The organism is Microbulbifer litoralis, from assembly GCF_023634065.1.
Lineage (GTDB): Bacteria > Pseudomonadota > Gammaproteobacteria > Pseudomonadales > Cellvibrionaceae > Microbulbifer > Microbulbifer litoralis.
The window spans coordinates 116,772-143,517 of sequence record NZ_JALKCV010000014.1; the positions used below are offsets into that span (position 1 = coordinate 116,772).

General features: G+C 62.6%; 25 protein-coding genes and 1 tRNA gene. 15 read left to right on the plus strand and 11 right to left on the minus strand.

Annotated features, from left to right (window positions below):
• Positions 1 to 16 precede the first annotated feature (16 nt).
• Positions 17 to 994, plus strand: coding sequence for an NADPH:quinone oxidoreductase family protein (locus tag MWN76_RS17555; protein WP_250463842.1), 978 nt, complete (start codon positions 17 to 19; stop codon positions 992 to 994).
• 202 nt (positions 995 to 1,196) lie between these two features.
• Here the strand turns inward: MWN76_RS17555 and MWN76_RS17560 are convergent, their stop codons facing one another.
• The 4 genes from MWN76_RS17560 to dinB form a co-directional block, all read right to left on the minus strand.
• Positions 1,197 to 1,649, minus strand: coding sequence for a hypothetical protein (locus MWN76_RS17560; RefSeq protein ID WP_250463843.1), 453 nt, complete (start codon positions 1,647 to 1,649; stop codon positions 1,197 to 1,199).
• Positions 1,646 to 2,173 carry an RNA polymerase sigma factor gene (locus MWN76_RS17565; RefSeq protein WP_250463845.1) on the minus strand — a complete coding sequence of 176 codons (528 nt, stop codon included), beginning with the start codon at positions 2,171 to 2,173 and terminating at the stop codon, positions 1,646 to 1,648. Before MWN76_RS17565 ends, MWN76_RS17560 begins: the two co-directional genes overlap by 4 nt.
• 55 nt (positions 2,174 to 2,228) lie before the next feature.
• Positions 2,229 to 2,507, minus strand: coding sequence for a DUF6116 family protein (locus MWN76_RS17570; RefSeq protein WP_250463847.1), 279 nt, complete (start codon positions 2,505 to 2,507; stop codon positions 2,229 to 2,231).
• 132 nt (positions 2,508 to 2,639) lie between these two features.
• Complete coding sequence (dinB, locus tag MWN76_RS17575; RefSeq protein ID WP_250463849.1) at positions 2,640 to 3,722, minus strand: DNA polymerase IV; 1,083 nt, start codon at positions 3,720 to 3,722, stop codon at positions 2,640 to 2,642.
• Positions 3,723 to 3,799: 77 nt separating this feature from the next.
• Here dinB and MWN76_RS17580 point away from each other — a divergent pair, with 77 nt between their 5' ends.
• The gene (locus MWN76_RS17580) at positions 3,800 to 4,336 is read left to right on the plus strand and encodes a carboxymuconolactone decarboxylase family protein (RefSeq protein ID WP_250463851.1); all 537 of its coding nucleotides are present in this window, start codon (positions 3,800 to 3,802) and stop codon (positions 4,334 to 4,336) included.
• Positions 4,337 to 4,443: 107 nt separating this feature from the next.
• Here MWN76_RS17580 and MWN76_RS17585 read toward each other — a convergent pair whose 3' ends face one another.
• The 5 genes from MWN76_RS17585 to mutS all read right to left on the minus strand — a co-directional run bounded on the left by MWN76_RS17585 (position 4,444) and on the right by mutS (position 9,508).
• Entirely contained in the window at positions 4,444 to 4,611 is a 168-nt protein-coding gene (locus MWN76_RS17585; protein ID WP_250463853.1) for a DUF1328 domain-containing protein, read from the minus strand.
• 169 nt (positions 4,612 to 4,780) lie between these two features.
• Positions 4,781 to 5,518, minus strand: coding sequence for a polysaccharide deacetylase family protein (locus tag MWN76_RS17590; protein ID WP_250463855.1), 738 nt, complete (start codon positions 5,516 to 5,518; stop codon positions 4,781 to 4,783).
• A 47-nt stretch (positions 5,519 to 5,565) separates the two neighbouring features.
• The gene (locus MWN76_RS17595) at positions 5,566 to 6,231 is read right to left on the minus strand and encodes a polysaccharide deacetylase family protein (protein WP_250463857.1); all 666 of its coding nucleotides are present in this window, start codon (positions 6,229 to 6,231) and stop codon (positions 5,566 to 5,568) included.
• A gap of 105 nt (positions 6,232 to 6,336) precedes the next feature.
• The gene (gene fdxA / locus MWN76_RS17600) at positions 6,337 to 6,660 is read right to left on the minus strand and encodes a ferredoxin FdxA (RefSeq protein ID WP_250463859.1); all 324 of its coding nucleotides are present in this window, start codon (positions 6,658 to 6,660) and stop codon (positions 6,337 to 6,339) included.
• Between the two features lie 202 nt (positions 6,661 to 6,862).
• A complete protein-coding gene (mutS, locus tag MWN76_RS17605; RefSeq protein ID WP_250463861.1) occupies positions 6,863 to 9,508 on the minus strand; it encodes a DNA mismatch repair protein MutS in 2,646 nt (881 codons plus the stop codon).
• 277 nt (positions 9,509 to 9,785) lie between these two features.
• On the opposite strand from mutS, the gene MWN76_RS17610 reads away from it, so the two are divergent.
• Positions 9,786 to 10,949 (plus strand): Fic family protein, encoded by a 1,164-nt coding sequence (locus MWN76_RS17610; protein ID WP_250463863.1) that lies wholly within the window; start codon positions 9,786 to 9,788, stop codon positions 10,947 to 10,949.
• A 25-nt stretch (positions 10,950 to 10,974) separates the two neighbouring features.
• Here the strand turns inward: MWN76_RS17610 and ppnN are convergent, their stop codons facing one another.
• The gene (ppnN, locus tag MWN76_RS17615; protein ID WP_250463865.1) at positions 10,975 to 12,348 is read right to left on the minus strand and encodes a nucleotide 5'-monophosphate nucleosidase PpnN; all 1,374 of its coding nucleotides are present in this window, start codon (positions 12,346 to 12,348) and stop codon (positions 10,975 to 10,977) included.
• Between the two features lie 240 nt (positions 12,349 to 12,588).
• On the minus strand, positions 12,589 to 14,685 hold the full coding sequence (locus MWN76_RS17620; protein WP_250463867.1) for a TonB-dependent siderophore receptor: 2,097 nt from the start codon (positions 14,683 to 14,685) through the stop codon (positions 12,589 to 12,591).
• Positions 14,686 to 14,936: 251 nt separating this feature from the next.
• Between MWN76_RS17620 and MWN76_RS17625 the strand changes: the two genes are divergently transcribed.
• The 12 genes from MWN76_RS17625 to MWN76_RS17680 all read left to right on the plus strand — a co-directional run bounded on the left by MWN76_RS17625 (position 14,937) and on the right by MWN76_RS17680 (position 26,262).
• Complete coding sequence (locus MWN76_RS17625; protein WP_250463869.1) at positions 14,937 to 15,455, plus strand: CinA family protein; 519 nt, start codon at positions 14,937 to 14,939, stop codon at positions 15,453 to 15,455.
• 152 nt (positions 15,456 to 15,607) lie between these two features.
• Positions 15,608 to 16,642 (plus strand): recombinase RecA, encoded by a 1,035-nt coding sequence (gene recA, locus MWN76_RS17630; RefSeq protein WP_250463871.1) that lies wholly within the window; start codon positions 15,608 to 15,610, stop codon positions 16,640 to 16,642.
• Between the two features lie 2 nt (positions 16,643 to 16,644).
• Positions 16,645 to 17,142 (plus strand): regulatory protein RecX, encoded by a 498-nt coding sequence (locus MWN76_RS17635; RefSeq protein ID WP_250463873.1) that lies wholly within the window; start codon positions 16,645 to 16,647, stop codon positions 17,140 to 17,142.
• Between the two features lie 69 nt (positions 17,143 to 17,211).
• Complete coding sequence (glpK, locus tag MWN76_RS17640; RefSeq protein WP_250463875.1) at positions 17,212 to 18,690, plus strand: glycerol kinase GlpK; 1,479 nt, start codon at positions 17,212 to 17,214, stop codon at positions 18,688 to 18,690.
• A 61-nt stretch (positions 18,691 to 18,751) separates the two neighbouring features.
• A complete protein-coding gene (locus tag MWN76_RS17645) occupies positions 18,752 to 19,783 on the plus strand; it encodes a class I fructose-bisphosphate aldolase (RefSeq protein ID WP_250463877.1) in 1,032 nt (343 codons plus the stop codon).
• Positions 19,784 to 19,851: 68 nt separating this feature from the next.
• Positions 19,852 to 20,691, plus strand: a complete 840-nt coding sequence (locus MWN76_RS17650) for an alpha/beta hydrolase (RefSeq protein ID WP_250463880.1) — start codon at positions 19,852 to 19,854, stop codon at positions 20,689 to 20,691.
• 113 nt (positions 20,692 to 20,804) lie between these two features.
• The gene (locus MWN76_RS17655) at positions 20,805 to 20,990 is read left to right on the plus strand and encodes a Trm112 family protein (protein ID WP_250463883.1); all 186 of its coding nucleotides are present in this window, start codon (positions 20,805 to 20,807) and stop codon (positions 20,988 to 20,990) included.
• 3 nt (positions 20,991 to 20,993) lie between these two features.
• Entirely contained in the window at positions 20,994 to 21,353 is a 360-nt protein-coding gene (locus tag MWN76_RS17660) for a histidine triad nucleotide-binding protein (protein ID WP_250463886.1), read from the plus strand.
• A 99-nt stretch (positions 21,354 to 21,452) separates the two neighbouring features.
• On the plus strand, positions 21,453 to 24,065 hold the full coding sequence (alaS, locus tag MWN76_RS17665; protein ID WP_250463889.1) for an alanine--tRNA ligase: 2,613 nt from the start codon (positions 21,453 to 21,455) through the stop codon (positions 24,063 to 24,065).
• Positions 24,066 to 24,239: 174 nt separating this feature from the next.
• Positions 24,240 to 25,475: an aspartate kinase gene (locus tag MWN76_RS17670; RefSeq protein ID WP_250463892.1), complete on the plus strand. Its 1,236-nt coding sequence runs from the start codon at positions 24,240 to 24,242 to the stop codon at positions 25,473 to 25,475.
• Between the two features lie 242 nt (positions 25,476 to 25,717).
• Positions 25,718 to 25,912 (plus strand): carbon storage regulator CsrA, encoded by a 195-nt coding sequence (csrA, locus tag MWN76_RS17675; protein WP_091391203.1) that lies wholly within the window; start codon positions 25,718 to 25,720, stop codon positions 25,910 to 25,912.
• A gap of 260 nt (positions 25,913 to 26,172) precedes the next feature.
• A tRNA-Ser gene (locus MWN76_RS17680) sits at positions 26,173 to 26,262 on the plus strand.
• Positions 26,263 to 26,746: the final 484 nt, after the last annotated feature.

Below are 26,746 nucleotides of genomic sequence, written 5' to 3' on the forward strand. Positions count from 1 at the left end.
TGAACGGGAGTGAAAAATGCGCGCACTGGTTTGCGAGGAATACGGACCCGCGGAATCACTGAAAATCACCGAGCGGGCGCTGCCGGAACTGAAGCCCGGGGAAGTGCGGATCGATGTCCGCGCGGCCGGGATCAATTTCCCCGACTCCCTGATCATTGCCGGAAAATACCAGGTCAAACCGCCGCTGCCGTTTGTGCCCGGCGGTGAATGTGCCGGTGTGATCAGTGCCGTTGGTGCCGATGTAAAGGGTTTCAAGGTGGGCGACCGGGTGATCGCCATGCCCGGCCTCGCGGCGTTTGCCGAGCAGGTGCACGTCGACCAGAAACTGTTGGTGCCGATGCCGGAGAAACTCAGTTTTGAACAGGCCGCGGGTTTCTGCATCACCTATGCCACTTCCTATTACGCACTCAAGCAGCGCGCGGCACTGCGCGAAGGGGAGACCCTGGTTGTGTTGGGGGCCGCCGGCGGTGTCGGTGTGACCGCCATCCAGCTCGGCAAGGCGTTGGGGGCACGGGTGATCGCCTGTGCCTCCACCGCGGAGAAACTCGAGTTCTGTCGCGAAGTGGGCGCAGACGAACTGATCAACTACACGCAAGAAGACCTGAAGGAGCGGATCAGGGAACTGACCGGCGGCCGGGGCGCGGATGTGATCTACGATCCGGTCGGTGGCGATTTTACCGAGACCGCCTATCGCTCGATCGCCTGGTGCGGGCGCTATCTGGTAATCGGTTTCGCGTCCGGGGATATTCCCAAGCTGCCCATGAACCTGCCGCTACTGAAAGCGGGGGATATCATGGGAATCTTCTGGGGCAGCTGGGCACAGCGCGATCCGAAGGCCAACCTGCAGAACTTCGCCGAACTGCTGCAGATGGTGGAGGAGGGCAACCTGAATCCCCTTACCACCGAAGTCTACCCGTTCGAGGAGTTTATACAGGCGTTTGCCGCCATTACCGGGCGCCGGGCGAGGGGCAAGGTGATTCTGTCGTTGCGATAACGCGTGGGGAGGGTGCTATTGCCGGGTTAATAATACTCAAATTTCAGAATTCCGGCTTGAGAGACGTAGCCTGGATGAAGCGCAGCGAAATCCGGGACAGGGTGCGGCCCGGCCAATCCCGGATTCCGGTGCTGCGCGCGTCCACCCAGGCTACGCCCCGCCAATTACCGTGAATTGCGAAACTTGAGTCAATACCGGGAAATTAATGGGTGGGCAGGATCCGGCAGTGGTCCCGGGCCTCGTTCTCCAGGTCCCGGGGCAGTTTTTCACTGGTGCTGCCGCGTTGCTGGCGCCGCCAGTGTTGGCACAGGCTGCGGTAGTTGCCGGCCTTCACTTCACTGCGCAGGGCAAACCAGGGATCGGCTGCGGCCAGTGGCTCCCTGCCCGGTTGTTGCCAGTTCATCAGGGGGCTGGCCTGGGCGCTGTCGGCGGGGCGCTGGCTGGGGGTCAGTGCACCCAGGTATTGGGCCGGGTGAATCAACAGCACTATGACGGCAAGCGCCGCGCAGCTGCTGGCGACGCCCGACAGCACTCGGTTGCTTTCACGCCTGACCGGTTTGAACTGGCGGGCGCGCAGCAGGATCTTTTCATCCAGTGCGCCGGGCGAAGTGATCTCTGCGGCTGCATCCCGGTACCGGTGTTCCCAAACACTCATACACACACCTCTTCAATACGCCAGGGTTGCCTTTTCGGCCCGTGTAAAATTTCGTCCAGCCGTTCGCGGCCCCGCTGGTAGTGCTCGCGGCAGCGCTTGAGTGACAGCCTTTCGATATCCGCGACTGTTGCCAGGGGCATTTGGCACTCGAGGTGCAGCAACAGGATATTGCGCTCGATGCGTGGCAACTGTTGCAGGCCGTTCAGGAGGGGATTGTCCGGGGTGGGGTCGCCCGGTTGTATTTCCGGGTCGCTGCCGGCGTAATTGCGCAGCAGCCGGTCGGCGCGGATAAATAACCAGGTGCGCAGCAGGCGTCCACAGAGTTCCGGCGGCCGCTCGAGCAGATTGCGCCAGAGCTCCTCCAGCACCGCGCCGGCTCCGGCAAAATTCATCTGGGTGCAATAGCGGTACAGGGTATCTTTATAGCGTGCGTACAGCTGGCGGAATGCAGCGAGGTTGCGCGTCGCGTGGTAATACTCCAGCAGCGCCTCGTCGTCCAGGTGCTGAAAATCTTTGCGGAACAAGCTTCGCGCCTCCGTGCGTGGTTGATCGCTGCTCGTACGGCTTATGATCGAGCGATTATTTACTGCCCGGTGTGCGGTTTTCCCTAACCTTTTCACCTTTACCGCGGCCCACGTTCTTTTCCGTGGCGGGCTGTGGATGCCGGTCTTTTTTCTGGCGCCCCAGGTACAGGGCGAGCAGTCCGAGCAGTAGTTCATCCAGGAAAATAATGGGGTCGGGGATGAACAGGTTGACCAGAAAGATTGCGGTAATCCACTTGAACAATCCCGGGTGCTCCAGTTTCCCGGCGTAGCTGAGAAACCAGCTGACGAGGGCGCTGGGGAGCACTCTTTTCATTGCGCACCTCTTTGCTGTCGGTCTGGCTGCTGTCGGTCTGGGGAGTATAGTTGGCCCCACTGCACAGCCCCGGTCGAGGAGTGTGCCGGAACGCCAGATTTGCTGACCGGCAGGTGCCGCGCAGTGCCGGTGTCAGGCCGACAGGCGGCCGCTGGCGGGCAGTGGCAGGGGCAGTTGTTCCGGTCCCAATTCGGCGCGTAAATCCTTGACTTTGACCCCCACACCCAGCAGGCGAATCGGCTCCGGGCGCCGCTTCCAGCACTGTTCCAGCAGGTGCTTGAACTCGGAGATACGGCTCGAGTGACTGGTGCGCTCCTGGGTGGTAGTGGTGAAATCACTGTATTTCAGCTTCACCGCCACGCCGCTGATCCGGTAGCGGTCGTCGAGTCGCTCCAGGCGTTCCAGCAGGCGCACATAGAGCTCCGTGAGCTGCTCCTGCCAGGCGTCCAGGCTGTCGAGATCCTCGCTGAAGGTGCGTTCGACGCTGACACTCTTGCGGGATCCGTCGCCGGTGACGGGCCGCTCGTCGATGCCGCGGCAGAGCTCGTAGAGGCGCTGGCCGAACTTGCCGAAATCGCGTGTCAGCTCGATGCGGGAATAGTTGCGCAGGTCCGCACAGGTGCGGATGCCGCGGCGTTTCATCTTCTCCGCGGTGACCCGGCCGACGCCGTGAATCCTGCCCACCGGCAGCCGCAGTACGAACTGGTCCACGGCGCCGGGCGCCACCACGGTGAGACCGTCGGGCTTTTTCCAGTCACTGGCAATCTTGGCCAGGAACTTGTTGGGCGCGACACCGGCGGAGATGGTGATTCCCAGCTCCCCGTGCACGCGCCGGCGTATCTCTTCGGCGATCAGGGTGGCGCTGCCGCGGCAGTGGCCGCTGTCGCTGACATCGAGAAAGGCCTCGTCCAGGGACAGGGGTTCTATGGTATCGCTGTACTCCAGGAAGATTTCCCGGATCTGTGCGCTGACCTCCCGATATTTTTTCATGTTGCCGGGTACTACAATCAGATCAGGGCAGAGTTGCTTTGCCCGGGAGGTGGGCATGGCGGAGCGCACGCCGTAGCTGCGCGCCTCGTAGTTGCAGGTGGAGATCACCCCCCGGCGGTCGCTGGCACCCCCTACGGCCAGGGGGCGGCCGCGAAGATTGGGGTCGTCGCGCATTTCGACCGAGGCGTAGAAGCAGTCGCAGTCGCAGTGGATGATCTTTCGCATGCTGGGATTATATACAGTATCCGTTTCCGGGGAAAAGCGCTTTGCGGTGTGCCGCAGACACAGCAGGTAGGTGAACTATGGGCCTTATTCCATTGATGGAGATTCCCGTCGAGGATCGGGTGAGTGTGGTATTCGATGAAATTAGAGATGAACTGGGCGCCATCCCGACCCTGTTCCGCGCCCATGCCCACCACCCGGCGCTGCTGGAGGCGAACTGGTACAAGTTCAAGGCGCTGATGATCCACGGTTGCCTGTCGGCGCAGCTGAAAGAGGGGATCGGGCTGGTGATTTCCGCCGACAACCACTGCGACTACGGTATCTACCACCACAGCGTGTCGATGGAGAACCTGGGTGTGGCCCGCGACGATGTGATGCGGATTCGCAACCACCCGGATGACGTGCACTTCTCGGACAAGGAGCAGGCGCTGTTCAACCTGGCCCGCCACGCCAACCTGGATCCGGACAATCACGGCGAGAAACTGATCATCGCCGCGCGCGAACTCGGTGCCAGGGACGATGAAATAATCGAGGCGCTGGGCGTGATGGAAATGGTGGTGGGGTTCAATCACTTCGCCAGCGTGCTGGCGCTGGAGCCGCAGCGTGACCGCACCTGAGCCCCGACGGGGAAGCGGTCGGCACCGCGTCAGGCAGATGCCATCGGGGTTGAGGACGGAAAGCCGGGCGCGTGGCCCGGCTGTAGTCCTGTAGGGCGGAGTCCCTGCTATTTGGGCGGTTTGCGTCGCCCGAAAATAAGGGCCAGTACAAAGAGTACCAGAAAGACGAAGAAGAGCACCTTGGCGATATCGGTCGCCGCGGTAGCGACGCCACCGAAACCGAAGAAGGCCGCGATCAGTGCAATAACCAGACAGATAATAGCCCAGCGCAACATGGTAAGACTCCCGTATTGCCACCTGGATAACCCGCCTCACTTCATGCCGGAGATCGGCTCCGGAATCGGTGAGTCGATGGTTCTAATTGGTAGCGTGATTCCGTGCTTTTCACCACTTTATTGCCCCCGGGAGTAGGAGCGGGTTGCGGCATGGTTGTACCGGCGGCGCTCAGTCCGCTGCGGTCTCCGCGGCCAGCAGTTCCGACAGGGTGGCAAAGTGGTAGCCGCGCGCTTTCAGGCTATCGATCACCTCCGGCAGGGCCTGCAGGACGGTGTCGCGGTAGCCGTGCATCGGGTGCAACAGGATGATGGAACCGGGGCGCACCCGCTCCAGGATCGGGCCACTGATTTCCTCCGGTGTCATGGGCCCGGCGAAGGTTTCCGGGGCGATATCCCAGGTGACGCTGGTGATGTCCCGGTCATTCAGGTAGCGGGGCAGGTTGAAGAGTTTCTTGCCGTAGGGCGGGCGGAAATAGATTTCGCCGCTGTAGCCGGCATCGCGGATCAGCCGTTCGGTGCTCTCCAGCTCCTCCGCCACGGTCTCGTAGTCGAGCATGACCATGCGCGAGTGGGTGTAGGAGTGGTTGCCCAACTGGTGGCCGGCGCGGGCGATCATTGCCGCCTGCTCCGGGTGTTTCTCCATGGAACGGCCGACCAGGAAAAACGTAGCCTTTACCTGCCGGTCGCCGAGCAGCTGCAGCAGTTTCTCGGTGGCGCCCGGTTCCGGGCCGTCGTCGAATGTCAGTGCGACCAGTTTCCGGTCTGTGGTGACGCGGGGCACGATGGTGCCGAACAGTTGCCAGCCGGTACTTTTGCTGATCTGGAACAGGGTAAAAAAGACGGCCACTGCGGCAAGCACCAGCAGGCCGATCCATTTGACGATGGTTTTGCCTGTAGCACGGTGCATATTGTCTTCTTCTCTTGTTGTTCTCTCTGAGGCGCTGTCCAGCCCGGTCAGACGTCCGTGGATTCGGTTTTCCGCTTGCGGCCGGCGACGACTTCCGACAGGGTGGCAAACTCGTATCCACGCTTGCGCAACTGCTCGCTGAGCAGGGGCAGGGTTTCCAGTATCTGTTGCCGCTGCCCGGCTATCGGATGCACCAATACTACCGCACCGGGGAAGGCGTTGTCGGCGATATAGTCCGCAACCTGTTGCGGCGCTTCCGGATCGGCACTGGAGGCCGGCAGCGTGTTCCACAGGGCGAGGGCCGAACCGTCCTGGCCCGGTTCCCGCTGCCGCGGAATCTGCGCGTAGGCCGGTCGCAGCGCGAGCGGATCGCGATGTCCCAGTTGCCGCAGTATCTTCGCCGCCCCGGCGATCTCCCGCAGGACTGTCGGAGGGGCCAGTTCCAGCCGCCCTGTGCAATCGACGCTGGCTGCGGGCGTAGCGGCGGTCCCGATCGCCTCCGGATTTTTTACTGTCTCACCGCAGCCGGGGAAGAAAGAGGCTTTCAATTGCAGCCGCTCCAGTTCGTCCAGCAGCTCCCCGGTGGTGCCGGGCAGTTGGCCGTCATCGAAGGTCAGGGCGATACGGCGGTCCTCGCCGGCAGAGCTTTCCAGGGGCAGGCTGAGGAGGGCGACGGCCATGGTCTGACGCAGGAGTACGCTTAGGGATTTCATCGGCTAGGTCTTTTGGGGGTAGTTGGGTTCCAGCGGAAACCGGACAGGGTGGCAAACAAAAAAGCCGTCTGCGACAGACGGCTTTTCCGCAAAACAGGTGGGCGCTCAGCGTTCCAGTTGCTCCAGCTTGCCCTTCTTGCCATCCCATTCGTCGGCGTCCGGCAGCGGGTCCTTTTTCTCGGTGATATTGGGCCAGACTTCCGACAGTTCGGCATTCAGCTCGATAAACTCCTGCTGGTCCTCGGGCACCTCGTCCTCGGAGTAGATGGCGTTGGCGGGGCACTCGGGCTCACACAGGGCGCAGTCGATACATTCGTCCGGGTGGATCACCAGGAAGTTGGGGCCTTCGTAGAAGCAGTCCACCGGGCAGACTTCCACACAGTCGGTGTATTTGCACTTGATGCAGTTTTCCCCAATTACGAATGTCATGCGTGTCCCTCGATAGTACCCAAAATCGTTGAAGCAGCGGATTTTAGCAATAACTGGCGCGAATTGTAGTGGCTTTTGAGTCCGAATGGTTTTGGACTTATAACCTGGGAGCGCAGGGCGCTTTGGCCACAGGCGCTGGAGGCTCCGGCTCCGCATCTGGCCGCAGGCCCGTTTTGTAGCCCATCCTGCGCTGGGCAGGGCATCACAGCAGTTTGCGCAACTCGTACAGCCGTTCCAGTGCCTGGCGCGGCGTCAGCTCGTCCGGGTCCAGCTCCTCCAGCGCGTCCACGGCCGGGTGGCTGGGGGCGCCGAACAGGTCCACCTGCTGGGGCGAAGCGGGCGATTGCGATACAGGTTCCGGCTGTGGCTGCGGTTGTGTCGCCGGCGTTTCCCCTTCTCCAGTCCCAGTGCCCCAGTCCACAGTGCCGGTCTCCAATGCCTGCAGGCGCTGCTGCGCCTCCGACAGCACATCGCCCGGAATCCCCGCCAGTTTGGCCACCTGCAGCCCGTAGCTCTTCGAGGCCGGCCCCTCCTGGATGCGGTGCAGGAAGACGATACCGTCGCCGTGCTCGGTGGCGTTCAGGTGGATATTGGCCGCCGAGTGGCACTGTTGCGGCAGTTCGGTCAGCTCGAAATAGTGGGTCGCGAACAGCGTAAAGGCGCGCACCCGATCGGCCAGGTAGTGGGCGCAGGCCCAGGCCAGGGACAGGCCGTCGTAGGTGCTGGTGCCGCGGCCAATCTCGTCCATCAGCACCAGGCTGTGCTCGCTGGCGTTGCGCAGGATATTGGCCGTCTCGGTCATCTCCACCATAAAGGTGGAGCGGCCGCCGGCCAGGTCGTCGGCGCTGCCGATGCGGGTGAAGATGCGGTCCAGCAGGCCGATACGGGCCGCATCCGCCGGCACATAGCTGCCCACGTGGGCCAGCAGTGCGATCAGCGCGGTCTGGCGCATATAGGTGGACTTACCGCCCATATTGGGGCCGGTGATGACCAGCATGCGGCGGTCGTCGCGCAGGGCGATATCGTTGGCCACGAACGGATCGTCCAGCACCTGTTCCACCACCGGGTGGCGGCCGGCCTCGATATCCAGGCCCGGCTCGGTGCCGAGCTCGGGGCGGCACAGGCGCAGGTTGTCGGCGCGCTCGGTCAGGCAGGCCAGCACGTCCAGCTGCGATACGGCGGCGGCAGCGGTCTGCAGTTCGGCCAGGGATTCGTTCAGTTGCGTGATCAGCTCCTCGTACAGGGCCTTCTCGCGCGCCAGGGCGCGGCTCTTGGCCGACAGCGCCTTGTCCTCGAATTCTTTCAGTTCCGGGGTGATAAAGCGCTCGGCGTTTTTCAGTGTCTGGCGGCGGATATAGTCCGCCGGCGCCTTGTCGCTCTGGCCGCGGCTGATCTCGATAAAGTAGCCGTGCACACGGTTGTAGCCGACTTTCAGTGTGGGGATGCCGGTGCGCTCTTTCTCCCGCACTTCCAGTTGCACCAGGTAGTCGCCGGCGTTTTCGCTGATTGAGCGCAGTTCGTCCAGTTCGCTGTCGTAGCCGGTGGCGATGACGCCGCCGTCGCGGATCACCACCGGCGGGTTTTCCACCAGCGCCCGCTCCAGTAGGGCGACGGTTTCCGGCCATTCGCCGACTTCCCGCAGCAGTTCCTTCAGCAGCACGGATTCGGTGTCGGCCAGCTCGCGCTGGATCTGCGGGAACTGCGCCAGTGACTGGCCGAGCCGCGCCAGGTCCCGCGGGCGCGCCGAGCGCAGCGCCAGGCGGCCGAGAATGCGCTCCATATCGCCCACCGGCTTGAGGCTGTCGCGCAGCGGCTCGAACCGGTAGCCGTCCACCAGTGCGGTGATGGCGTCCTGGCGATTTTGTAGTGTGGTCAACTGGCGCAGCGGGTTGTTCAGCCAGCGGCGCAGCAGTCGGCTGCCCATGGCGGTCTTGCAGGTGTCGAACACCGACAGCAGCGTATTGTCGTCGCCGCCGGACAGGTTCAGGTCGATCTCCAGGTTGCGGCGGCTGGCGCCGTCCAGCGCCACGGTATCGTCGGTGGTCTCGGTCTGCAGGCTGCGGATATGCGGCAGCTCGGTGCGCTGGGTGTCGCGGGCATATTGCAGCAGGCAGCCGGCGGCAGTTACCGCGGCGTGCAGGTGGCTGCAGCCGAAGGCCTCCAGGTTCATGGTGCCGAACTGCTGGTTCAGCAGTCGCAGCGCGGTCTCCAGTTCGAATTCCCAGGGCGCGCGGCGGCGCAGGCCGGGCAGGTTCCCGATCTCGCCGGGCAGCGCCAGGTTCTCCGGCGCCAGCAGTTCCGCCGGTCGGTGGCGCTGTACCTGTTCCGCCAGCGCCTCGACGGTATCCACCTCCTGCACCACGAAGCGGCCGGTGGCCAGGTCCAGCAGCGCCAGGCCGAACTGTTCGCCCACATGCGCAATGGCGGCCAGCAGGTTGTCGCGGCGGTCGTTCAGCAGCGCCTCATCGGTGACGGTACCCGGGGTGACGATACGCATCACCTTGCGTTCCACCGGCCCCTTGGCGGTGGCCGGATCGCCGATCTGTTCGCAGATGGCCACGGACACCCCCTGCTTGATCAGCCGCGCCAGGTAGCCCTCCGCGGCGTGGTAGGGAATACCGGCCATCGGGATCGGCTCACCGCCTGACTTGCCGCGGGCGGTCAGGGTTACGTCCAGCAGCTCGGCGGCGCGCTTGGCGTCGTCGTAGAACAGCTCATAGAAGTCTCCCATGCGATAGAAAACCAGCTCCTGGGGGTGCTGGGCCTTGATACGAAGGTATTGCTGCATCATGGGGGTATGCTGGGCATTCTTCTCGGCAGGCGTTTTGGCACTGGGGGCTTGCGGCATGGGGAGCTACTTCTTCTTGTCTGATTGGTGGATGGGAGGGGCGCTATTGTAGCGGCTTGGGCTGGCGATTAAACCGGGTTTGGGATGGTGGTGCTCACAGGGTTTGACGACTGGGCAGGAAACCGGCCAAAATGGGCTGTCAAAAAGCGTTGGTATTTTAATAATTTCATGTAAATCAACTAGTTAGTTGATTTGCAAGCCGGCCATAAAACCGGCCATATTGTCTATGGTTACCAGTGTCCAGGGTATAGCCCCATTCGTTCCCGGCGACAGGGCGTTGGCGGATTCACCGCTGCCGGACAAAGCCGTGGCGCTGGTTGCTGCCTCTGCAAAGCTTGCGGGCCATCTCGCTCCCGCGAGCAAGGCGGTACTACAGGCCCATATGGCGGTAATCAATTCCTACTACTCCAACCTGATCGAGGGTAACCGAACCCGGCCCGCTGAAATACGTGCTGCCCAGCGCGGTGACTTCTCGGCAGATCCCGCCAAGCGGGATCGGCAACTGGAATCGATGGCCCATATTGCGGTACAGAACTGGTTGTCTGAACAGCAGGTCGAAGCGGACGCACTCTACTCCAAAGATTTCATCCGCTCTTTGCACCGACAGTTCTATATCGGTGTACCGGATAATCTGCGCAGAGTCTGTGACCAGAGCGGGGATTTGAGGGGGGAGGTGATTCCGGGGAAGTGGCGGAAAATGGATGTAACAGTGGGGCGACATATCCCCCCTCCGCCTCAAGACCTCGACGGCCTGGTTCAGGGGTTTTGTGCGACCTATTCACCGTCGCGATATCCTGGTGACCGAAAAGTCATTGCGGCAATGTGCGCGCACCACCGTTTTGCCTGGATTCACCCTTTCCTTGATGGCAATGGCCGGGTAGGACGTTTATTTACCGACGAAGCCATGCGGCTGGCGGGCCTGCAGGGGGTGGGCGTCTGGTGCCTGAGTCGGGGGCTCGCGCGCGCGGCAGACCGTTACAGGGAATTGTTGGCACGCGCGGATTTCCCGCGGCAGGGCAGTCACGATGGGCGCGGAGCCCTGAGTGAGACGGCGCTGCTGAAGTTCTGTGAGTTTATGCTGGATACGGCCCAGGATCAGGTCAGCTATATCGGCGAGTTGCTGGAGCTGGAAAGCCTGCGCGAGCGGATAAAGAGCTACGTTCAGGCGCGAAACGATGGGCGGGTGATGGGATACGGTGCACTGAAGCCCGCCGCCGCGAATATTCTGCTGCAGGCATTTATCGAGGGAGAGTTGGGGCGCGCATCGGCGATAGAAATGGCCGGTGATTCGGAGCGCAGTGGCCGCCGTCTGATTTCACAAATGAAAAGTGACGGTCTGCTGACGGAGGCCAGTAACCGTTCGCCATTGCGGTGGGCGATACCGGAACATGCTGAGCCGTGGTATTTCCCCCAACTGGCGCCGGTGGCTCCGGCAGGGTAAGTGCCGGAACCATAGCGCTCGATGGTCAGCCCTCAACAATCCGGTAGCAGGGGGTGTAAGTCTTGCCGGGCAGTTTCATCCTGTTTTGCTTGACGAAGGAATCCAGCAGGGTGTCCATGCTGTGCATCAGGTCCGGGTCGCCGCGCAGTTCGTAGGGGCCGTTCTTCTCCACATTGCGGATACCCTGGTCTTTCACGTTGCCGGAGACGATCCCGGAAAAGGCGCGGCGCAGGTTGGCGGCGAGCAGGTAGGGTTCCTGGTTGGTGTGCAGTTCCAGGTCGCGCATCTTCTCGTGGGTGGGTTCAAACGGGCGCTGGAATTCCGTGGAGATTTTCAATTGCCAGTTGAAGTAGTAGGCATCGCCGGATTCCTTGCGGTGTTGCCGGACTTCCTGGATGCCGGCCGCCATCTGCCGCGCCACCTCCGGCGGATCGTCGATGATGATCTGGTAGCGCGACCTGGCCGCCTCGCCCAGGGTGTTGGCAATAAACTGGTCGATGCGGATGAAATAGTCCGCGGCGCTGGCCGGGCCGGTAAAAATCAGCGGGAAGGGCTGCTCCCTGTTTTCCTTGTGCAGCAATATGCCCAGCAGGTACAGGATCTCCTCGGCGGTCCCCGCGCCGCCGGGGAATACCACGATGCCGTGGCCGGTGCGCACGAACGCCTCCAGGCGTTTCTCGATATCCGGCATGATTACGAGCTGGTTGACGATCGGGTTCGGCGCCTCTGCCGCGATGATGCCCGGCTCGGTAATGCCGACATACTGCCCGCCGCGGTCGCGCTGCTTGGCGTGTCCGATGGTGGCGCCTTTCATGGGCCCCTTCATCGCCCCGGGACCGCAGCCGGTGCAGATGTCCAGGTGCCGCAGGGCCAGCGCATAACCCACCTGCTTGGTGTAATCGTATTCCTCCCGCGAAATCGAGTGGCCGCCCCAGCACACCACCAGCCGCGGTGAGCGGATGCGGTCGAAGGTGTCGGCATTGCGCAGGATATGGAACACGGCATCGGTCACGCCCTGGGCGGAAACCAGGTCGTAGCGCGGATCGCCGGTGATTTCGCTGTTCACATAGATAATGTCCCGCAGCACCGCAAACAGGTGCTCGGCGATACCGCGGATCATCTTGCCGTCGACAAAAGCGCTGGCGGGGGCGTTGCTTACCTTGAGCTTGATACCGCGCTCCGTCGGCACCACCGAAATATCAAAATCCGCATATTTCTCCAGCAACTCCTTGCCGTCGTCCATATAGTTGCCGCAGTTGAGTACCGCCAGGGAGCAGTTGCGGAAAAGCTGGTGCTGGGGACCGCGGCTATCGTCGGTGAGCTTGTGGATTTCGTATTTGGACAGAATGTCGAACTGCCCGGTTGGCGATACTTCCGCATCGACGACATCGGTGGACATAGGTTACTTCCCCTGACTGAGTGGTTTTACAGTATAAGAAAAGGTCGGTGATGGCCAGGCCGTTTCTGTCGCCGGAGTGACCGTATTATCCGGCTGGAACGGTGGATGAAAGAAGGCGTGGTATGACGATACTGTGAGGGCGTGGTTTGCCTGGTTGGAAGGGGCGTGTGGACACGGGCGGCGCAATCGAATAAGCGCTTCCCGCAAACGCGGGAAGCGCGACAATCCCCGATCCCTGTATCAGAGCCGCACGTTAACCGTGAACTCCACACTGCGCTGTGCGCCCATCCAGCAGCGGCTGACTCCGGCACAGGCGCCGATATAGCGTTTGTCCGTCAGGTTGCTGGCGCTGAGGCCCAGTTCGTAGCGCTCGCTGAGTGTGTAGGACATCACCAGGTCGACCAGCGTGTAGGAGGGCACCTGGTCGCTGTTGGCCTTATCCACCGGGCTGTTGCCCACATAGCGCACGCCGCCGCCGAACATCAGGGCATCGGTCAGGTTGTAGTTGGCCCAGACCGAGGCCTGCTCGTCCGCGACCCATTCGGGGGTTTTGCCTTCGAGGCTCGGGTCGAGGGCATTTTCCGTGATCTCGACATCCTGGTAGTTGTAGTTGGTGGTCAGCGCCAGGTCGGGTATCGGGGACCAGGTGGCGGCCAGCTCTATCCCGCGTGAAGTCACTTCGCCGTTCTGTGTGTACTGGAAAAAGTCTGCGGTGTTGACCACCACGTTCTGCTTGCGCAGGTCGAAGGCCGCGGCGGTCAGTTCCAGGTCGCTGGCCGGCGCGCTGTATTTCAGGCCCGCTTCCCACTGTTTTGCGGTGGTGGGTTCGAAGGCCTCGCCGGTGAGGGAGTCGATGCCGGAGGTGGGCTCGAAGGACTCCGAGTAGCTGGCATAGGGGGACAGGCCGGAGTCGAAGCTGTAGATGGCGGCCGCCCGGGAGCTGAACTGGTCCTGGTCGATTTCCGTAACGCCGGTTTCGTAGGTTGTATTGGCGACATCCTCGCTCTGGTAGTCATCCCAGCGGGTGCCGAGTATTACCACCAGCTTGCCCCAGTGGATTTCGTCCTGCAGGTACAGGCCCAGCTGTTCCTGCTGGATTTTGTGTTGCTCGGTGTAGTAGTCCACCGGCAGGGTGTCGGGGTCGAACTGGTTGTAATCCGGGGCGCCCAGGTCGATGGTCGGGGTGTCGATGCCGAAAGTGTCGCCGTAGCCGATGGTGGAGTCCAGGTCCTGGTAGTCCAGCCCCAGCAGCAGCCGGTGTTCGGCACCGCCGGCGTTCAGGTCGATGGCCAACTGGTTGTCCATCGCCAGCCCCTCCTGCGCCTCGTCGGTGTAGTAGGCGTTGCGCGCGTAGGTGCGGCCGTCTTCCGCCAGACCGGCACTGTAGGTATTGCGCTGCAGGGCACTGGCGTCGGTATAGCGCAGGTTCTGCAGGAAAGTCACCGAATCGGAGAAAGCGTGGCTGAATTTGTAGCCCAGCAGCGTGAACTCGCGGGAATAGCTGTTCCAGTTTTCGTCCCCCGCGTAGGCGTCGCTGTCCAGTTTGCCGTAGGGGGCCGCGTACAGGGTACCGATGGCCGGCAGGGTAGTGGACGGGATCGCCTTCGGGTCGTCCTGGTAATAGGCGTTCAGGTTCAGGCTGGTGCGGTCGCCAATCTGCCAGGTCACCGACGGCGCGATGGTGCGGCGCTCCTCTTCGGTGGTTTCCTGCTGGGCGTCGCGGCTGCGGCCGAGGGCGATCAGGCGGTAGTCCACGTTCTCGGTCAGGGCGCCGGTGGTGTCGACCCCCAGCTCTGCGAGACTGTTGGTGCCCGCCCGCATCCGGATGCGGGTGCTCTGTTCGGACTGGGGCTGCTTGGCGGTCTGGTTGACCATGCCGCCGGGAGGGGCGGAACCGTAGAGCACGGAAGTCGGGCCTTTCAGCACTTCGACACTTTCGGTGGCAAAGGCGTCTACTTGCGGCATCAGGTTCCAGAGCTGGTTGTACTGCAGCGGCAGGCCGTCGTAGTAGTTGTTGTAGCTGTCGAAGCCGCGGATGTTGTACTGGTCGAAGATGGTGGCGGTGGCGCGGCTCTCGGGCGTGATGCCCGGCACATAGCGCAGCGCCTCGTTGATGGTGTCGGCCTGGCGCAGTTCCAGCAGTTCGTTGTCGTAGATCTCGAAGCTCATGGGCGCTTCCATCGGCGACAGGTCGGACTTGGTGCCGGTGGTGCGGTAAACGGAGCCGTAGACTTTTACCTCTTCGAGATCATCGCTGCCATCCGCCTGTGCCAGCCCGCCGGTGGAGAGAGAGCAGATGGCCAATGACAGTATCGAGAGGCTGAAGGGGTGTTTCATGGCTTGTCCTTCGCTTATTAAAATTAAAGCGTAATGATAATATTTTTCATTTGCGTAAATCAATGTGAAATCAGTGAAGAGAGGGTGGGGTTGGAGGGTGGGGTTGATTGATAGCGAGAGGCTTTTGGCGCAGGTGCGCGGGGCGATGCCGATTGGTCCCGTGTGTTCGCATGAGTGCCCATCCACACAGGAATAATCGGTGATAGAGTTCTCTTTCAGGTCGATGATTCTATAACCGGGGAAACAGGCAGATGAGCGAAAGGGCGGAGATAGCGCAATTGGCGGGGGAGCTCGGTGAGGAATTGCACCAGCGCAGCTGGCACGCCACCGCGGCCGAATCCTGCACCGGCGGCGCCATCGCCGCGGCGATCACGTCCATTGCCGGTGCGTCCGACTGGTTCGAGGGCTCGCTGGTCAGCTACGCCAATCGCATCAAGCGGGATCTGCTCAACGTGGCGCAGGAGGATCTGGAAGCCCAGGGCGCGGTCAGCGAGCCGGTGGCGCGGCAGATGGCCTGTGGGGTGCTGGCGATGATGGATGCCAATGTGGCGGTGGCGGTCAGCGGGATCGCGGGCCCCGACGGCGGTAGCGAGGAGAAGCCGGTGGGCACCGTGTGGATCGCCTGGGCCCACGCCGAGGGACAGGAGCCAATGGATATCGATGCCCGCTGTTTCCATTTCAATGGCGACCGGGCGTCGATCCAGGCGCAGGCGGTGGCCGAGGCGCTGCGGGGCATGTTGGCGTTGGTGAAGGCGCATCCGGTAACCTGACGGCGCCCGGACCGGGTTTGTAGCCCGCATGGAGCGCAGCGGAATCCGGGAGCCCGCAATGCGGGCCCTCCGCAAAATCACTGGTTGCTTATACAGTAATCCTTCGTTAAGCTTGCCCCCAATTCACACCACTCAAACACACGGGAAGGGTCATGGATTCCAACAAAGACAAGGCACTGCAGGCGGCGCTGTCTCAGATCGAGCGCCAGTTCGGCAAGGGTACCGTTATGCGCATGGGGGACAAGGAGCGCGAGCGGATTCCCGCCATCTCCACCGGCTCCCTGGGCCTGGATGTGGCCCTCGGCATCGGCGGCCTGCCCCGCGGCCGTATCGTCGAGATCTACGGTCCGGAATCCTCCGGTAAAACCACCCTGACCCTGCAGGTCATTGCCGAAGCCCAGCGCAAGGGCGGCACCTGCGCCTTCGTCGACGCCGAGCACGCGCTGGACCCGATCTACGCCGAGAAACTGGGCGTGAACGTGGACGAGCTGATCGTGTCCCAGCCGGATACCGGCGAGCAGGCGCTGGAAGTGGCCGACATGCTGGTGCGCTCCGGCGCCGTGGACGTGCTGATTGTCGACTCGGTGGCGGCCCTGACCCCGCGCGCCGAGATCGAGGGGGAGATGGGCGATTCCCACGTAGGCCTGCAGGCGCGCCTGATGTCCCAGGCACTGCGCAAGCTGACCGGCAATATCAAGAACACCAACACCCTGTGTGTGTTCATTAACCAGATCCGCATGAAGATCGGTGTGATGTTCGGCTCCCCGGAAACCACCACCGGCGGTAACGCGCTCAAGTTCTACTCCTCCGTACGCCTGGATATCCGCCGCATCGGTTCGGTGAAAGAGGGCGACGAGGTCGTGGGCAACGAGACCCGCGTGAAAGTCGTCAAGAACAAGGTGGCGCCGCCGTTCAAGCAGACCGAGTTCCAGATCATGTACGGCCAGGGCATCAACCTGCTGGGCGAGATCGTCGACTACGGCGTCAAGCTGGGCCTGGTGGACAAGGCCGGTGCCTGGTACAGCTACAAGGGCGATAAGATCGGCCAGGGCAAGGCCAATGCGGTCAAGTTCCTGAAGGAAAACGCGGGGATCCGCGACGAGATCGAGGGTGCACTGCGCGCGCAGTTGCTGGGCGACCTGGTGCCGGCCAAGCCGGAAGAAGCCGTGGAAGCCCCCGAAGAGTAACGGTGTTTTCAGCCGGACCCGACAAGGCTCAGGCGCTGTTCGGCGCGGCGCTCGAGCTGCTCACCCGCCGCGAGCACTCCCGCAAAGAGCTGCGGGACAAGCTCACCGGCAAATTCCCCGACGCCGACTTCGATGCGCTGTTCGAGCGTCTCGATGAACTCAACTACCAGTCCGATCGCCGTTTTGCCGAGGTCTTTGCCCGTTCCCGGGTGCAGCGCGGCCAGGGGCCGCTGCGCATCCGCCGCGACCTGCAGCAGCGGGGTGTGGAAAACAGCCTGGTCGAGAGCGCGCTGGAACAGGCGGAAGCCGACTGGTTCAGCCTCGCCGCCGAACAGCTGCAGCGCAAATTCCGTTCCCCGGTCAGTTCCGCCCTGCCGCGGGACCGGCAGCTCAAGGAGCGCGCCCGCCGGCAGCGCTATCTCGCCTACCGCGGATTTCCCGCCGATGCCATTCACTGGGCGCTGGACGCGGCAGAATCCGACTTATACTCTGACCGGTAGGGGCCGCGGAGCTCCGGCTCCGTCAGCAGTGGCGCCCCGCGCAATAGAGTATAAGAACAGGAATCCCCGATGATTCTCTCCATCGACCAGGGCACCACCGGTACCACCGCCTTTGTCTTCGATACCCGCGGCCAGCTCCGCGGCCGCAGCTATTCCGAATTCCCCCAGTACTACCCCAGGCCCGGTTGGGTCGAACACAACGCCAGTGAAATCTGGGACGTGACCCTGAAGGTGTGCGCCGCCGCACTGGAGCGGGCCGGTGCCGACGCCAGCGGGCTGACCGCGATCGGCATCACCAACCAGCGCGAGACCACGGTGCTCTGGGACCGGCAGACCGGTGAGCCGGTGTGCCCGGCGATCGTCTGGCAGTGCCGGCGTTCGGCAGAAATCTGCCGGGAGCTGCAGCGGGCCGGCAAGGCCGACTGGCTGCAGGAGAAGACCGGCCTGGTGCTGGACGCCTATTTTTCCGCCAGCAAGCTGCAGTGGATCTTCCGCCAGCAGCCGGCGCTGTTGCGCCGTGCCCGGTCCGGTGAGCTCTGTTTCGGCACCGTGGACAGCTGGTTGATCTGGAAGATGAGCGGTGGCCGCGCACACCTGACCGACCACACCAATGCCAGCCGCACGCTCCTGTATAACCTGGAGGAGCGCCGTTGGGATCCGGAGCTGCTGGCGCTGTTTGAATGCCCGGAGGCGTTACTGCCGGAGATTCTGCCCTCGGCCGGCCATTTCGCCAACACCGACCCCGGCGCTTTTCTCGGCGCCGAAGTCCCTATCTGTGGGGTCGCTGGCGACCAGCAGGCGGCGCTGTTCGGCCAGGGTTGCACCGAGCCCGGCCATGTAAAGAATACCTACGGCACCGGCTGTTTTATGCTCGCCTGTGCCGGCGCGGAGCGCCCCGGGGCGCCGCCGGGGCTGTTGACCACGATTGCCTGCGATGTCGACGGTTCCCCGGTTTACGCCCTCGAGGGCGCAGTCTTCAATGCCGGTTCCGCGGTGCAGTGGCTGCGGGATGAACTGGGGCTGATCCGGGAGGCCCCGGACACGGAAACCATCGCCCACCGGGTCGCCGATACCGGCGGCGTCTACCTGGTGCCGGCCTTCAGCGGCCTGGGCGCCCCCCACTGGGACCCGAACGCGCGCGGTACCATTTGCGGCCTCAGTCGCGGCACCGGCAAGGCGGAACTGGTGCGGGCGACACTGGAATCCATCGCCTACCAGAGCGATGAGCTGGTCCAGTTGATGGGACAGGCGCTGGATGTGGATATCAGCCATATCCGCGCCGACGGCGGTGCCAGTGCCAACAACTTCCTGATGCAGTTCCAGGCGGACATCTCGCAGGTGCGGGTGGAGCGCCCGCGGCAGATCGAGTCCACAGCCGTGGGCGCGGCGCTGTTGGCGGGCATCGGTGCCGGTGTCTGGCCACCGGACCAGTCGCCCCGCTGTCTGCAGGAAATCGAGCGGGATTTCGTGCCGCAGATGCCCACCGCCCGCCGCGCGGAGCTGGTCGACGGCTGGCGGCGGGCGGTGGCGGCCTGCCGGGCCTTCTGACCGGACGGTTCGTGTTTGTTCGACCTATCCTCAAATCATGGACCGATCGGAGGAGGGCTGTATGAGCGTTGTCGACGAATTGCAGGCGACCATTGCCGATATGGTGGATGGCCGCCGCGGCATTCTGGCGGCCGATGAGAGTACCGGCACCATCGCCAAGCGTTTCGAGGCCGTCGGTGTCGAGTCCACCGAGGAGAGCCACCGGGCCTATCGCTCGATGCTGCTGTCCACCGGCGGGCTCGGTGACTATGTGAGCGGCGTGATCCTGTTCGAGGAGACACTGGGGCAGACGGACGATACCGGTACGCCGATTCCGCAACTGGCGGCGGGCGCGAACATTGTTCCCGGTATCAAGGTCGACAAGGGCAAGGGCCCGCTGGCCGGTGCCCCCGGGGATATGATTACCTACGGCCTGGACGGTCTCGCCGAGCGCCTCGACGGTTATCGGGCGCAGGGGGCCCGATTTGCCAAGTGGCGCGAGGTCTACCCGGTCTCACCGGGCAACCCGACGCGCCTGGGGCTGACGGCCAACGCGGAGATGCTGGCCCGCTACGCGGCTGTGTGCCAGTCCCGGGGCGTGGTGCCGATCGTCGAGCCGGAGGTAATGATGGACGGCGACCACGATATCGAGCGGGATGCGGAGGTGAACGAATGCGTCTGGCACGAGGTGTTTCACGCGCTGCACCGGCACGGTGTCATCCTGGAGTTGATGCTGCTCAAGCCGAGCATGGTTACCCCCGGCAGTGAGTGCGTCTCGCGTTCGTCTGGAGGGGCCCCGCCGGAACAGGTGGCCGAGTACACCCTGCGCAGTCTGCGCCGCACGGTGCCGGCGGCGGTACCGAGTATCAATTTCCTGTCCGGCGGCCAGGGCCCGGAGGAGGCCACTGCCAACCTGAATGCGCTCAACCAGTTGTGGCACGCGCCCTGGCAGCTCAGCTTCTCCTACGGCCGCGCCCTGCAGGAACCGGCGCTGAAGGCCTGGGAGGGGCGGGCGGAAAATGCCGCCACGGCGCAGGCCGCATTGCTGAAACGCGCGCGGTTTAATCACCTTGCAATGCGCGGTGAGTACAGTGAGGGGCTTGAGCGCGAGTAACTGCCGGGATTCCGGTGCACCCCGCTAGTCGGGCAAACAATAAAAATAATGATGATGAGGAGAGAGAAATGGAGTTTGTATCCCGCGGTAACCGTATCCACTACCGGCGCTGGTGGGTCGAGGGTGCGCTGGGCACGCTGGTGATCGCCCATGGCCTGGGGGAGCACAGTGGTCGCTATCGCAAGCTGGCGCAACATTTCAATCGGGCCGGTTTCAGTGTCTACGCGCTGGACCACTACGGTCACGGCCAGTCCGACGGGGGGCGCGGCCATATCGATGACTTCGCCCACTACAGCGACGACCTCCACCACTTCATCCGGCTGGTCAAGCGGGACAACCCCGGCAAATCGCTGCACCTGCTGGGGCACAGTATGGGCGGTGTGATCGCCTGTGGCTGCGCGGTGCGCTACGGCGGTATCGACAGCCTGGTGCTGTCGGCGCCCGGTTTTCACGGCTGCAGGGAGCCGGGCCGTTTCGAGCGCTGGTTGCTTCGACACCTGGCCCGTATGGCGCCGGGGCTGACCTTCCCCAATCGCATTGACCCCCGTTGGTTGAGCCGGGATCCGGCGGTGGTTGAGGCCTATCGCGCCGACGATCTCGTGCACGGTCGGGTTTCAACCCGGTGGTTTACCTCTTTCCTGAGTGAACGCGAGTTCCTCCATGCCCGCCTCAGCCAGATCACCGAGCCCTGCCTGCTGTTGCTTCCGGAGGGGGACCGGCTGGTGGATAGCGCCGTCACGCGCCGCTGGTTCGACCGGATCGGCAGTGAGGCCAGGGTGCTGCACCAGTTCCCCGGTGCCTACCACGAGCTGTTCAACGAGGTGGATGAGGGGCCGCTTGCGCGGGATCTGGTACTGCAGCATCTCAAGTCGCTGTTGCCCCTGCCCGAGGCGGCGGCTTCCGGCTGAAACCTCCACCCATCGGCCCTTCCGTATGCCGTGAAATACCCGTCCAACCGTTGTACTATACGCGGTCATTTTTGCCGCGGTCGCTGTTGATGCGCGGGTCCGGAGAGGGTGGAATGGACAAGAAACTGCTGAGTCTGCTGGTGTGTCCGGTGAGCAAGGCGCCGCTCGAGTATCACGAGGAAGAACAGGAACTGGTGTGCAAGGCCAGTGGCCTGGCCTATCCGGTGCGCGACGGCATCCCGGTGATGCTGGAATCCGAGGCGCGCCAGCTTACCGCCGAGGAAAAGCTGGAAAAGTGACCCATGTCTGAGCCCAGCGTTTTCAGCCGTATCATTGCCGGGGAGATAGAGGCGCCGAAAGTCTACGAAGACGATCAGTGCATCGTCATCGAGGACCGCTCTCCCCAGGCGCCCACCCACCTGCTGATCATTCCGCGCAAGCCGCTGGTCAACCTGTCCGACGCCGATGTCGGGGACAAGCCGCTGCTCGGCCACCTGATGTGGGTGGCATCGGAGCTGGGGCGCCGGCTCGGCCTGGACGGTTACCGGCTGGTGGTGAACAACGGCCGCAGTGCGGGGCAGACAGTCTTTCACCTGCATATTCACCTGCTGGCGCAGAGAGAGATGCCGGAGCAGGGCCTGGCCGAACAGGGTGCCGCATAAGCCGGTTTTCCTGTAGGGGCCAGCGCCGGGCTCCGCCTGCAGGCGAAGCCCGAACCAATATAAATTTTGAATGTTGAAAACGAAGTGGAATTACGCCGGATGAAAAGCGCAGAGATTCGCGATGCCTTTCTGAACTACTTTGCCGAACAGGGTCATACCATCGTGCCCTCCAGTTCCCTGGTGCCGGGCAATGACCCGACCCTGTTGTTTACCAATGCGGGCATGGTGCAGTTCAAAGAAACCTTCCTCGGCCAGGAGACGCGCTCATACAATCGCGCGGTCAGCTCCCAGCGCTGCGTGCGTGCCGGCGGCAAGCACAACGATCTGGAAAACGTCGGCTACACCGCCCGCCACCACACCTTCTTCGAGATGTTGGGCAACTTCAGTTTCGGCGATTACTTCAAGCGCGAGGCGATCCAGTTCGCCTGGAATTTCCTGACCGGGGTGCTGGGACTGCCGGAGGAGCGCCTCTGGGTGACGGTGCATATCAGCGACGACGAGGCCGCGGACATCTGGTTGAAAGACATGGGCGTCAGCGCCGAGCGCTTCTCGCGCCTGGACGAGGACAACTTCTGGCAGATGGGCGATACCGGCCCCTGCGGTCCCTGTTCCGAGATCTTCTACGACCACGGCCCGGACGTGCCCGGCGGCCCGCCCGGATCCGACGACGACGACCTGGACCGCTATATCGAGATCTGGAACCTGGTCTTCATGCAGTTCGAGCGCACCGCCGACGGCGAGTTGCACCCGCTGCCGAAACCCTCGGTGGATACCGGTATGGGCCTGGAGCGTATCGCTGCAGTGATGCAGGGCGTGCACTCCAATTACGAGATCGACCTGTTCCAGGCGCTGCTGAAGGCCGCCGGCGACATCGTTGGTTGCGATGACCTGGAGGAAAAGTCCCTGTGCGTGATCGCGGACCATATCCGCTCCTGCGCCTTCCTGATCGCCGATGGCGTCATGCCGTCCAACGAGGGGCGCGGTTTCGTGTTGCGCCGCATCATCCGCCGCGCGGTGCGCCACGGCCACAAGCTGGGCCACAAGGAAATCTTCTTCTATAAACTGGTGGCGGCGCTCGCCGAACAGATGGGCGACGCCTACCCTGAATTGCGCGAGAAGCGGCAAATCATCGAGAAAGCCCTGCGCAAGGAAGAGGAGCAGTTCGCCAAGACCCTGGACAAGGGGATGGCACTGCTGGATGAGGCCCTGGATTCTCTCGAGGGCACAGAGATTCCCGGCAAACTGGTGTTCACCCTGCACGACACCTACGGCTTCCCCACCGACCTGACCCAGGATATCGCCCGCGAGCGGGGCCTGACGCTGGATATGGCCGGCTACGAAAAAGAGATGGAGGCCCAGCGCGAGCGCGCCCGCGCCGCCGGTAAATTCAAGCAGGATTACACCGAGGCGCTGGACCTGGAGGGCGAAACCGAATTCCTCGGCTACGACGCCACTGATGCCCGGGGCACGGTGCTTGCCATCGTCAAAGACGGCGAGCAGGTGGAACGCCTGGAAGAGGGGGAAGAGGGTGCCGTGGTACTCGACCGCACTCCCTTTTACGCCGAATCCGGTGGCCAGGTGGGCGATAGCGGTTATCTCGCTGGCGCCGGCCGTTTCGAAGTGCGCGACTGTACCAGGCAGAGTGGGCACCACCTCCACAGTGGCAAGGTACTCTCCGGTGCCATCGCCGTCGGCGACCAGGTCGAGGCGGAAGTCTCTGCGGACGTGCGCCAGTCCACGGCGCTCAACCACTCCGCCACGCACCTGCTGCACGCGGCGCTGCGCAAGGTGCTGGGCGAGCATGTGACCCAGAAGGGCTCGCTGGTGGATTCCGAGCGCCTGCGTTTCGACTTCTCCCACCCCGAGGCGGTGACGGCCAAGCAGCTGCACGCCATCGAGGCGCTGGTGAACGCGCAGGTCCGGGCCAATACACCGGTGCAGGTCGAGGAGACCGATATCGAAACCGCCAAGAAAAAAGGCGCCATGGCCCTGTTTGGCGAGAAGTACGGCGATACGGTTCGGGTGCTTTCCATGGGGGAAATGGATGGCGGCAGTCCCTTCTCGATCGAGCTCTGTGGTGGTACCCACGTACAGCGCACCGGCGATATCGGCCTGTTGCGTATCGTCGGCGAGAGCGGTATCGCCTCCGGCCAGCGCCGGATCGAGGCGGTGACCGGGGCCCACGCACTGGCGCTGTTCGACCGCGCGCAACAGCGCCTGGAACACACGGCGGCGCTGCTCAAGACCCGGCCGGACACCCTGGCGGACAAGGTCGAGCAACTGCTGGCGAGCAACCGCAAACTCGAAAAAGAAGTGGCGCAACTGAAGACCAGGCTGGCCAGTGGCGCCGGTGGGGACCTGTCCAGCCGGGCGGTGGAAGTGGCCGGTATGAAAGTGCTGGCGGCATCCATCGACGGTGCCGACCCCAAGTCCCTGCGCGACCTGGCCGACCAGATGAAGAACAAGCTCGGCAGCGGCGTGGTGCTGCTGGCGGCGCCGGCGGACAGCAAGGTGGCGCTGGTGGCCGCTGTGACCAAGGACCTGACCGGTCGGATCGCGGCCGGTGACCTGATGCGCTTCGCCGCCGCCAAACTGGGCGGCAAGGGCGGCGGTCGCCCGGATATGGCCCAGGGCGGCGGTACCGATATCGACGCGCTGCCGGGCATGCTGAAAGACGTCCCGACCTGGGTTGAAGAGCAGATGGGAAGTTAACCCGCCTTCAGCCGTTGAAAATCACTGGTTAATTTCGGTCAACTTGTCGGGAGTTGGCCGATGCCAAGTTGATTTCCCCGATGTTTGGTGATTTAGTGCGCGACTCGCTCGAGCTGGTACGAGCGCGCGACAGCGCAGGCCCCGCGGGGAGAGCAGTAAGGAAACACTGATCCAATGAGTTTGTTCGTGCAGAAATACGGCGGCACCTCGGTGGGCTCGATCGAGCGCATTGAAGGCGTGGCCGACAAAGTGGCGGCCTTCCGCGCTCAGGGGCACGATATGGTGGTCGTGCTGTCCGCCATGAGCGGTGAGACCAACCGCCTGATCGATCTGGCCAACCAGATTCAGGAAAAGCCGGACCCCCGCGAGATGGATGTGCTGGTATCCACCGGCGAGCAGGTGACGATCGCGCTATTGAGCATGGCACTGAAAAAGCGTGGCTATGACGCCTGTTCCTACACCGGTGGCCAGGTAAAGATCCTGACCGACAACGCGCACACCAAGGCGCGTATCCAGAGCATCGATGTCGAGCGGATGCGACGTGACCTCGATGCCGGGCGCGTGGTGGTTGTGGCCGGCTTCCAGGGCGTCGATGACGACGGCAATATCACCACGCTTGGCCGCGGCGGGTCCGATACTACCGGTGTCGCGCTGGCCGCGGCGCTGGATGCCACCGAGTGCCAGATCTACACCGATGTGGACGGGGTCTACACCACGGATCCGCGTGTGGTCGACAGTGCCCAGCGACTGGATCGCATCACCTTCGAGGAGATGCTGGAGATGGCCAGTCTGGGCTCCAAGGTGCTGCAGATCCGCGCGGTGGAATTTGCCGGCAAGTACAAGGTCCCACTACGCGTACTCTCCACTTTCGAGGCGGGTGAGGGCACACTGATCAGTCTGGATGAGGATGACGAAATGGAACAGCCCGTCGTTTCCGGCATAGCGTTCAACCGCGATGAGGCCAAGCTCACCATCCGCGGCGTGCCGGATAACCCCGGTGTGGCCTGCAAGATTCTGGCGCCGATCGGTGCCGAAAATATCGAAGTGGATGTGATCGTGCAGAACATCAGTGCGGTAGACGGCACGACGGACTTTACATTTACCGTCCACCGCAACGACCTGTCCAAGGCGCGCGAAGTGCTGGAGCGGGTAGCCGGTGAGTTGGGTGCCAGAGAAGTGGTTTCCGACGACAAAATCGCCAAGGTGTCGATTGTCGGTGTCGGCATGCGCTCCCACGCGAATGTGGCGAGCCGGATGTTCAGTGCCCTGGGCGAAGACAATATCAATATCCAGATGATCACCACCTCTGAAATCAAGATTTCGGTGATTATCGACGAGCGCTACCTGGAGCTGGCGGTGCGTGCACTGCACAGCGAGTTCGAGCTCTCCGAGCCGCGGGCAGCCAGTTAGCGGGTGCGTTTTACGCACTGAAACTATAACCAGAGTGAAGGCGACCGCGAGTTTTCCATAGCGATTCGGTCATTTGGCGTAGAGTCCGACCTGTTGAGATTTCGATCTGCTGGTCAATACTGAATAATGTGATGGGCAATATTCAACCATTTGCGCCGCCATCCGGTTATGATGACGACAAGCGCAGCCCCAGGGAGTATCCCGCTGCGCTCTATCACAGGATGATCAAGGAGAAGTAGGTAATGTTGATTTTAACCCGCCGGATTGGCGAAACGCTGATGGTAGGTGACAATGTGACCGTTACTGTACTGGGCGTGAAGGGCAACCAGGTTCGCATCGGTGTGAATGCGCCCAAAGAAGTGGCGGTACACCGCGAGGAAATTTACCAGCGCATCCAGCGCGAAAAGCAATCCTCAGAGGAAGGTGGCAACGAGTAACTGCCACCGTCCCGTAAGAAAGGCCGGTTCGCCCGGCCTTTTTTGTTATTGGAGAGGCTCTGGGCTCCCTGGAAACGGGGGCCGATTGCCGGGGGTTACCGGCCGGAAATTCAGGTTGCTCAAGAAGTATTCGAACAGCGGCCGAACGTCAAAAAGTTATTGATTCCCCATTGATTTTTGTCTCGCCGTTGGTATGATGCCGACCTCTTTCAGCAGTCACCGGCAACGAGCCGGACGACAACTGAGAGACTGGATTTCAAGGTGAGATGGCCGAGTGGCTGAAGGCGCGCCCCTGCTAAGGGTGTATGGGTTAACACTCATCGAGGGTTCGAATCCCTCTCTCACCGCCATATCGATAAAGACCCTGCTTTGCAGGGCTCTTTTCCGCCTAAAAAGCACCCTCTCAATCAGAGGGTGTTTTTTTTGGCCCGGCTCCGGCGGGGCTGGATTGTCGGAGCGAGATTCGCTCCGCAGTCCTTCCAAAAAACGCTTTCTGAATTGGTTGAGAAAGTGCTTGCGGGAACAAAAGAGGCCGTTATAATGCGCGCCACCTTGAGCGAAGCCGGTAACGGAATCGTTTCTTCCGAAAAGATTCTTTGGAGCTGTTTCGGAAGCGGAAAAGCTCTTCAAAAAGAGCTTGCCAAGCACGGAGAGGTCGCTATAATGCGCGCCACTTCAAGCGGAGCCGGAAGCGGCCTTGAGAAAGATTGAATGAGGGTTTCGCGAGGTTCCGGAAAGGCGCACTGAGTCACCCCGGAAGCTCAAAAAAAGCTGCAAAAAGCACTTGCTTCAGCAGCCTGGATGTGTAGAATACGCGTCCCGCAGTTAGGGCCT

Coding starts and splice junctions, on each gene's coding strand:
- MWN76_RS17555 (WP_250463842.1), top strand. CDS start 17: ATGCGCGCACTGGTTTGCGAGGAATACGGACCCGCGGAATCACTGAAA.
- MWN76_RS17560 (WP_250463843.1), bottom strand. CDS start 1,649: ATGAGTGTTTGGGAACACCGGTACCGGGATGCAGCCGCAGAGATCACT.
- MWN76_RS17570 (WP_250463847.1), bottom strand. CDS start 2,507: ATGAAAAGAGTGCTCCCCAGCGCCCTCGTCAGCTGGTTTCTCAGCTAC.
- dinB (WP_250463849.1), bottom strand. CDS start 3,722: ATGCGAAAGATCATCCACTGCGACTGCGACTGCTTCTACGCCTCGGTC.
- MWN76_RS17580 (WP_250463851.1), top strand. CDS start 3,800: ATGGGCCTTATTCCATTGATGGAGATTCCCGTCGAGGATCGGGTGAGT.
- MWN76_RS17585 (WP_250463853.1), bottom strand. CDS start 4,611: ATGTTGCGCTGGGCTATTATCTGTCTGGTTATTGCACTGATCGCGGCC.
- MWN76_RS17590 (WP_250463855.1), bottom strand. CDS start 5,518: ATGCACCGTGCTACAGGCAAAACCATCGTCAAATGGATCGGCCTGCTG.
- MWN76_RS17595 (WP_250463857.1), bottom strand. CDS start 6,231: ATGAAATCCCTAAGCGTACTCCTGCGTCAGACCATGGCCGTCGCCCTC.
- fdxA (WP_250463859.1), bottom strand. CDS start 6,660: ATGACATTCGTAATTGGGGAAAACTGCATCAAGTGCAAATACACCGAC.
- mutS (WP_250463861.1), bottom strand. CDS start 9,508: ATGCCGCAAGCCCCCAGTGCCAAAACGCCTGCCGAGAAGAATGCCCAG.
- ppnN (WP_250463865.1), bottom strand. CDS start 12,348: ATGTCCACCGATGTCGTCGATGCGGAAGTATCGCCAACCGGGCAGTTC.
- MWN76_RS17620 (WP_250463867.1), bottom strand. CDS start 14,685: ATGAAACACCCCTTCAGCCTCTCGATACTGTCATTGGCCATCTGCTCT.
- MWN76_RS17625 (WP_250463869.1), top strand. CDS start 14,937: ATGAGCGAAAGGGCGGAGATAGCGCAATTGGCGGGGGAGCTCGGTGAG.
- recA (WP_250463871.1), top strand. CDS start 15,608: ATGGATTCCAACAAAGACAAGGCACTGCAGGCGGCGCTGTCTCAGATC.
- glpK (WP_250463875.1), top strand. CDS start 17,212: ATGATTCTCTCCATCGACCAGGGCACCACCGGTACCACCGCCTTTGTC.
- MWN76_RS17645 (WP_250463877.1), top strand. CDS start 18,752: ATGAGCGTTGTCGACGAATTGCAGGCGACCATTGCCGATATGGTGGAT.
- MWN76_RS17650 (WP_250463880.1), top strand. CDS start 19,852: ATGGAGTTTGTATCCCGCGGTAACCGTATCCACTACCGGCGCTGGTGG.
- MWN76_RS17655 (WP_250463883.1), top strand. CDS start 20,805: ATGGACAAGAAACTGCTGAGTCTGCTGGTGTGTCCGGTGAGCAAGGCG.
- MWN76_RS17660 (WP_250463886.1), top strand. CDS start 20,994: ATGTCTGAGCCCAGCGTTTTCAGCCGTATCATTGCCGGGGAGATAGAG.
- alaS (WP_250463889.1), top strand. CDS start 21,453: ATGAAAAGCGCAGAGATTCGCGATGCCTTTCTGAACTACTTTGCCGAA.
- MWN76_RS17670 (WP_250463892.1), top strand. CDS start 24,240: ATGAGTTTGTTCGTGCAGAAATACGGCGGCACCTCGGTGGGCTCGATC.
- csrA (WP_091391203.1), top strand. CDS start 25,718: ATGTTGATTTTAACCCGCCGGATTGGCGAAACGCTGATGGTAGGTGAC.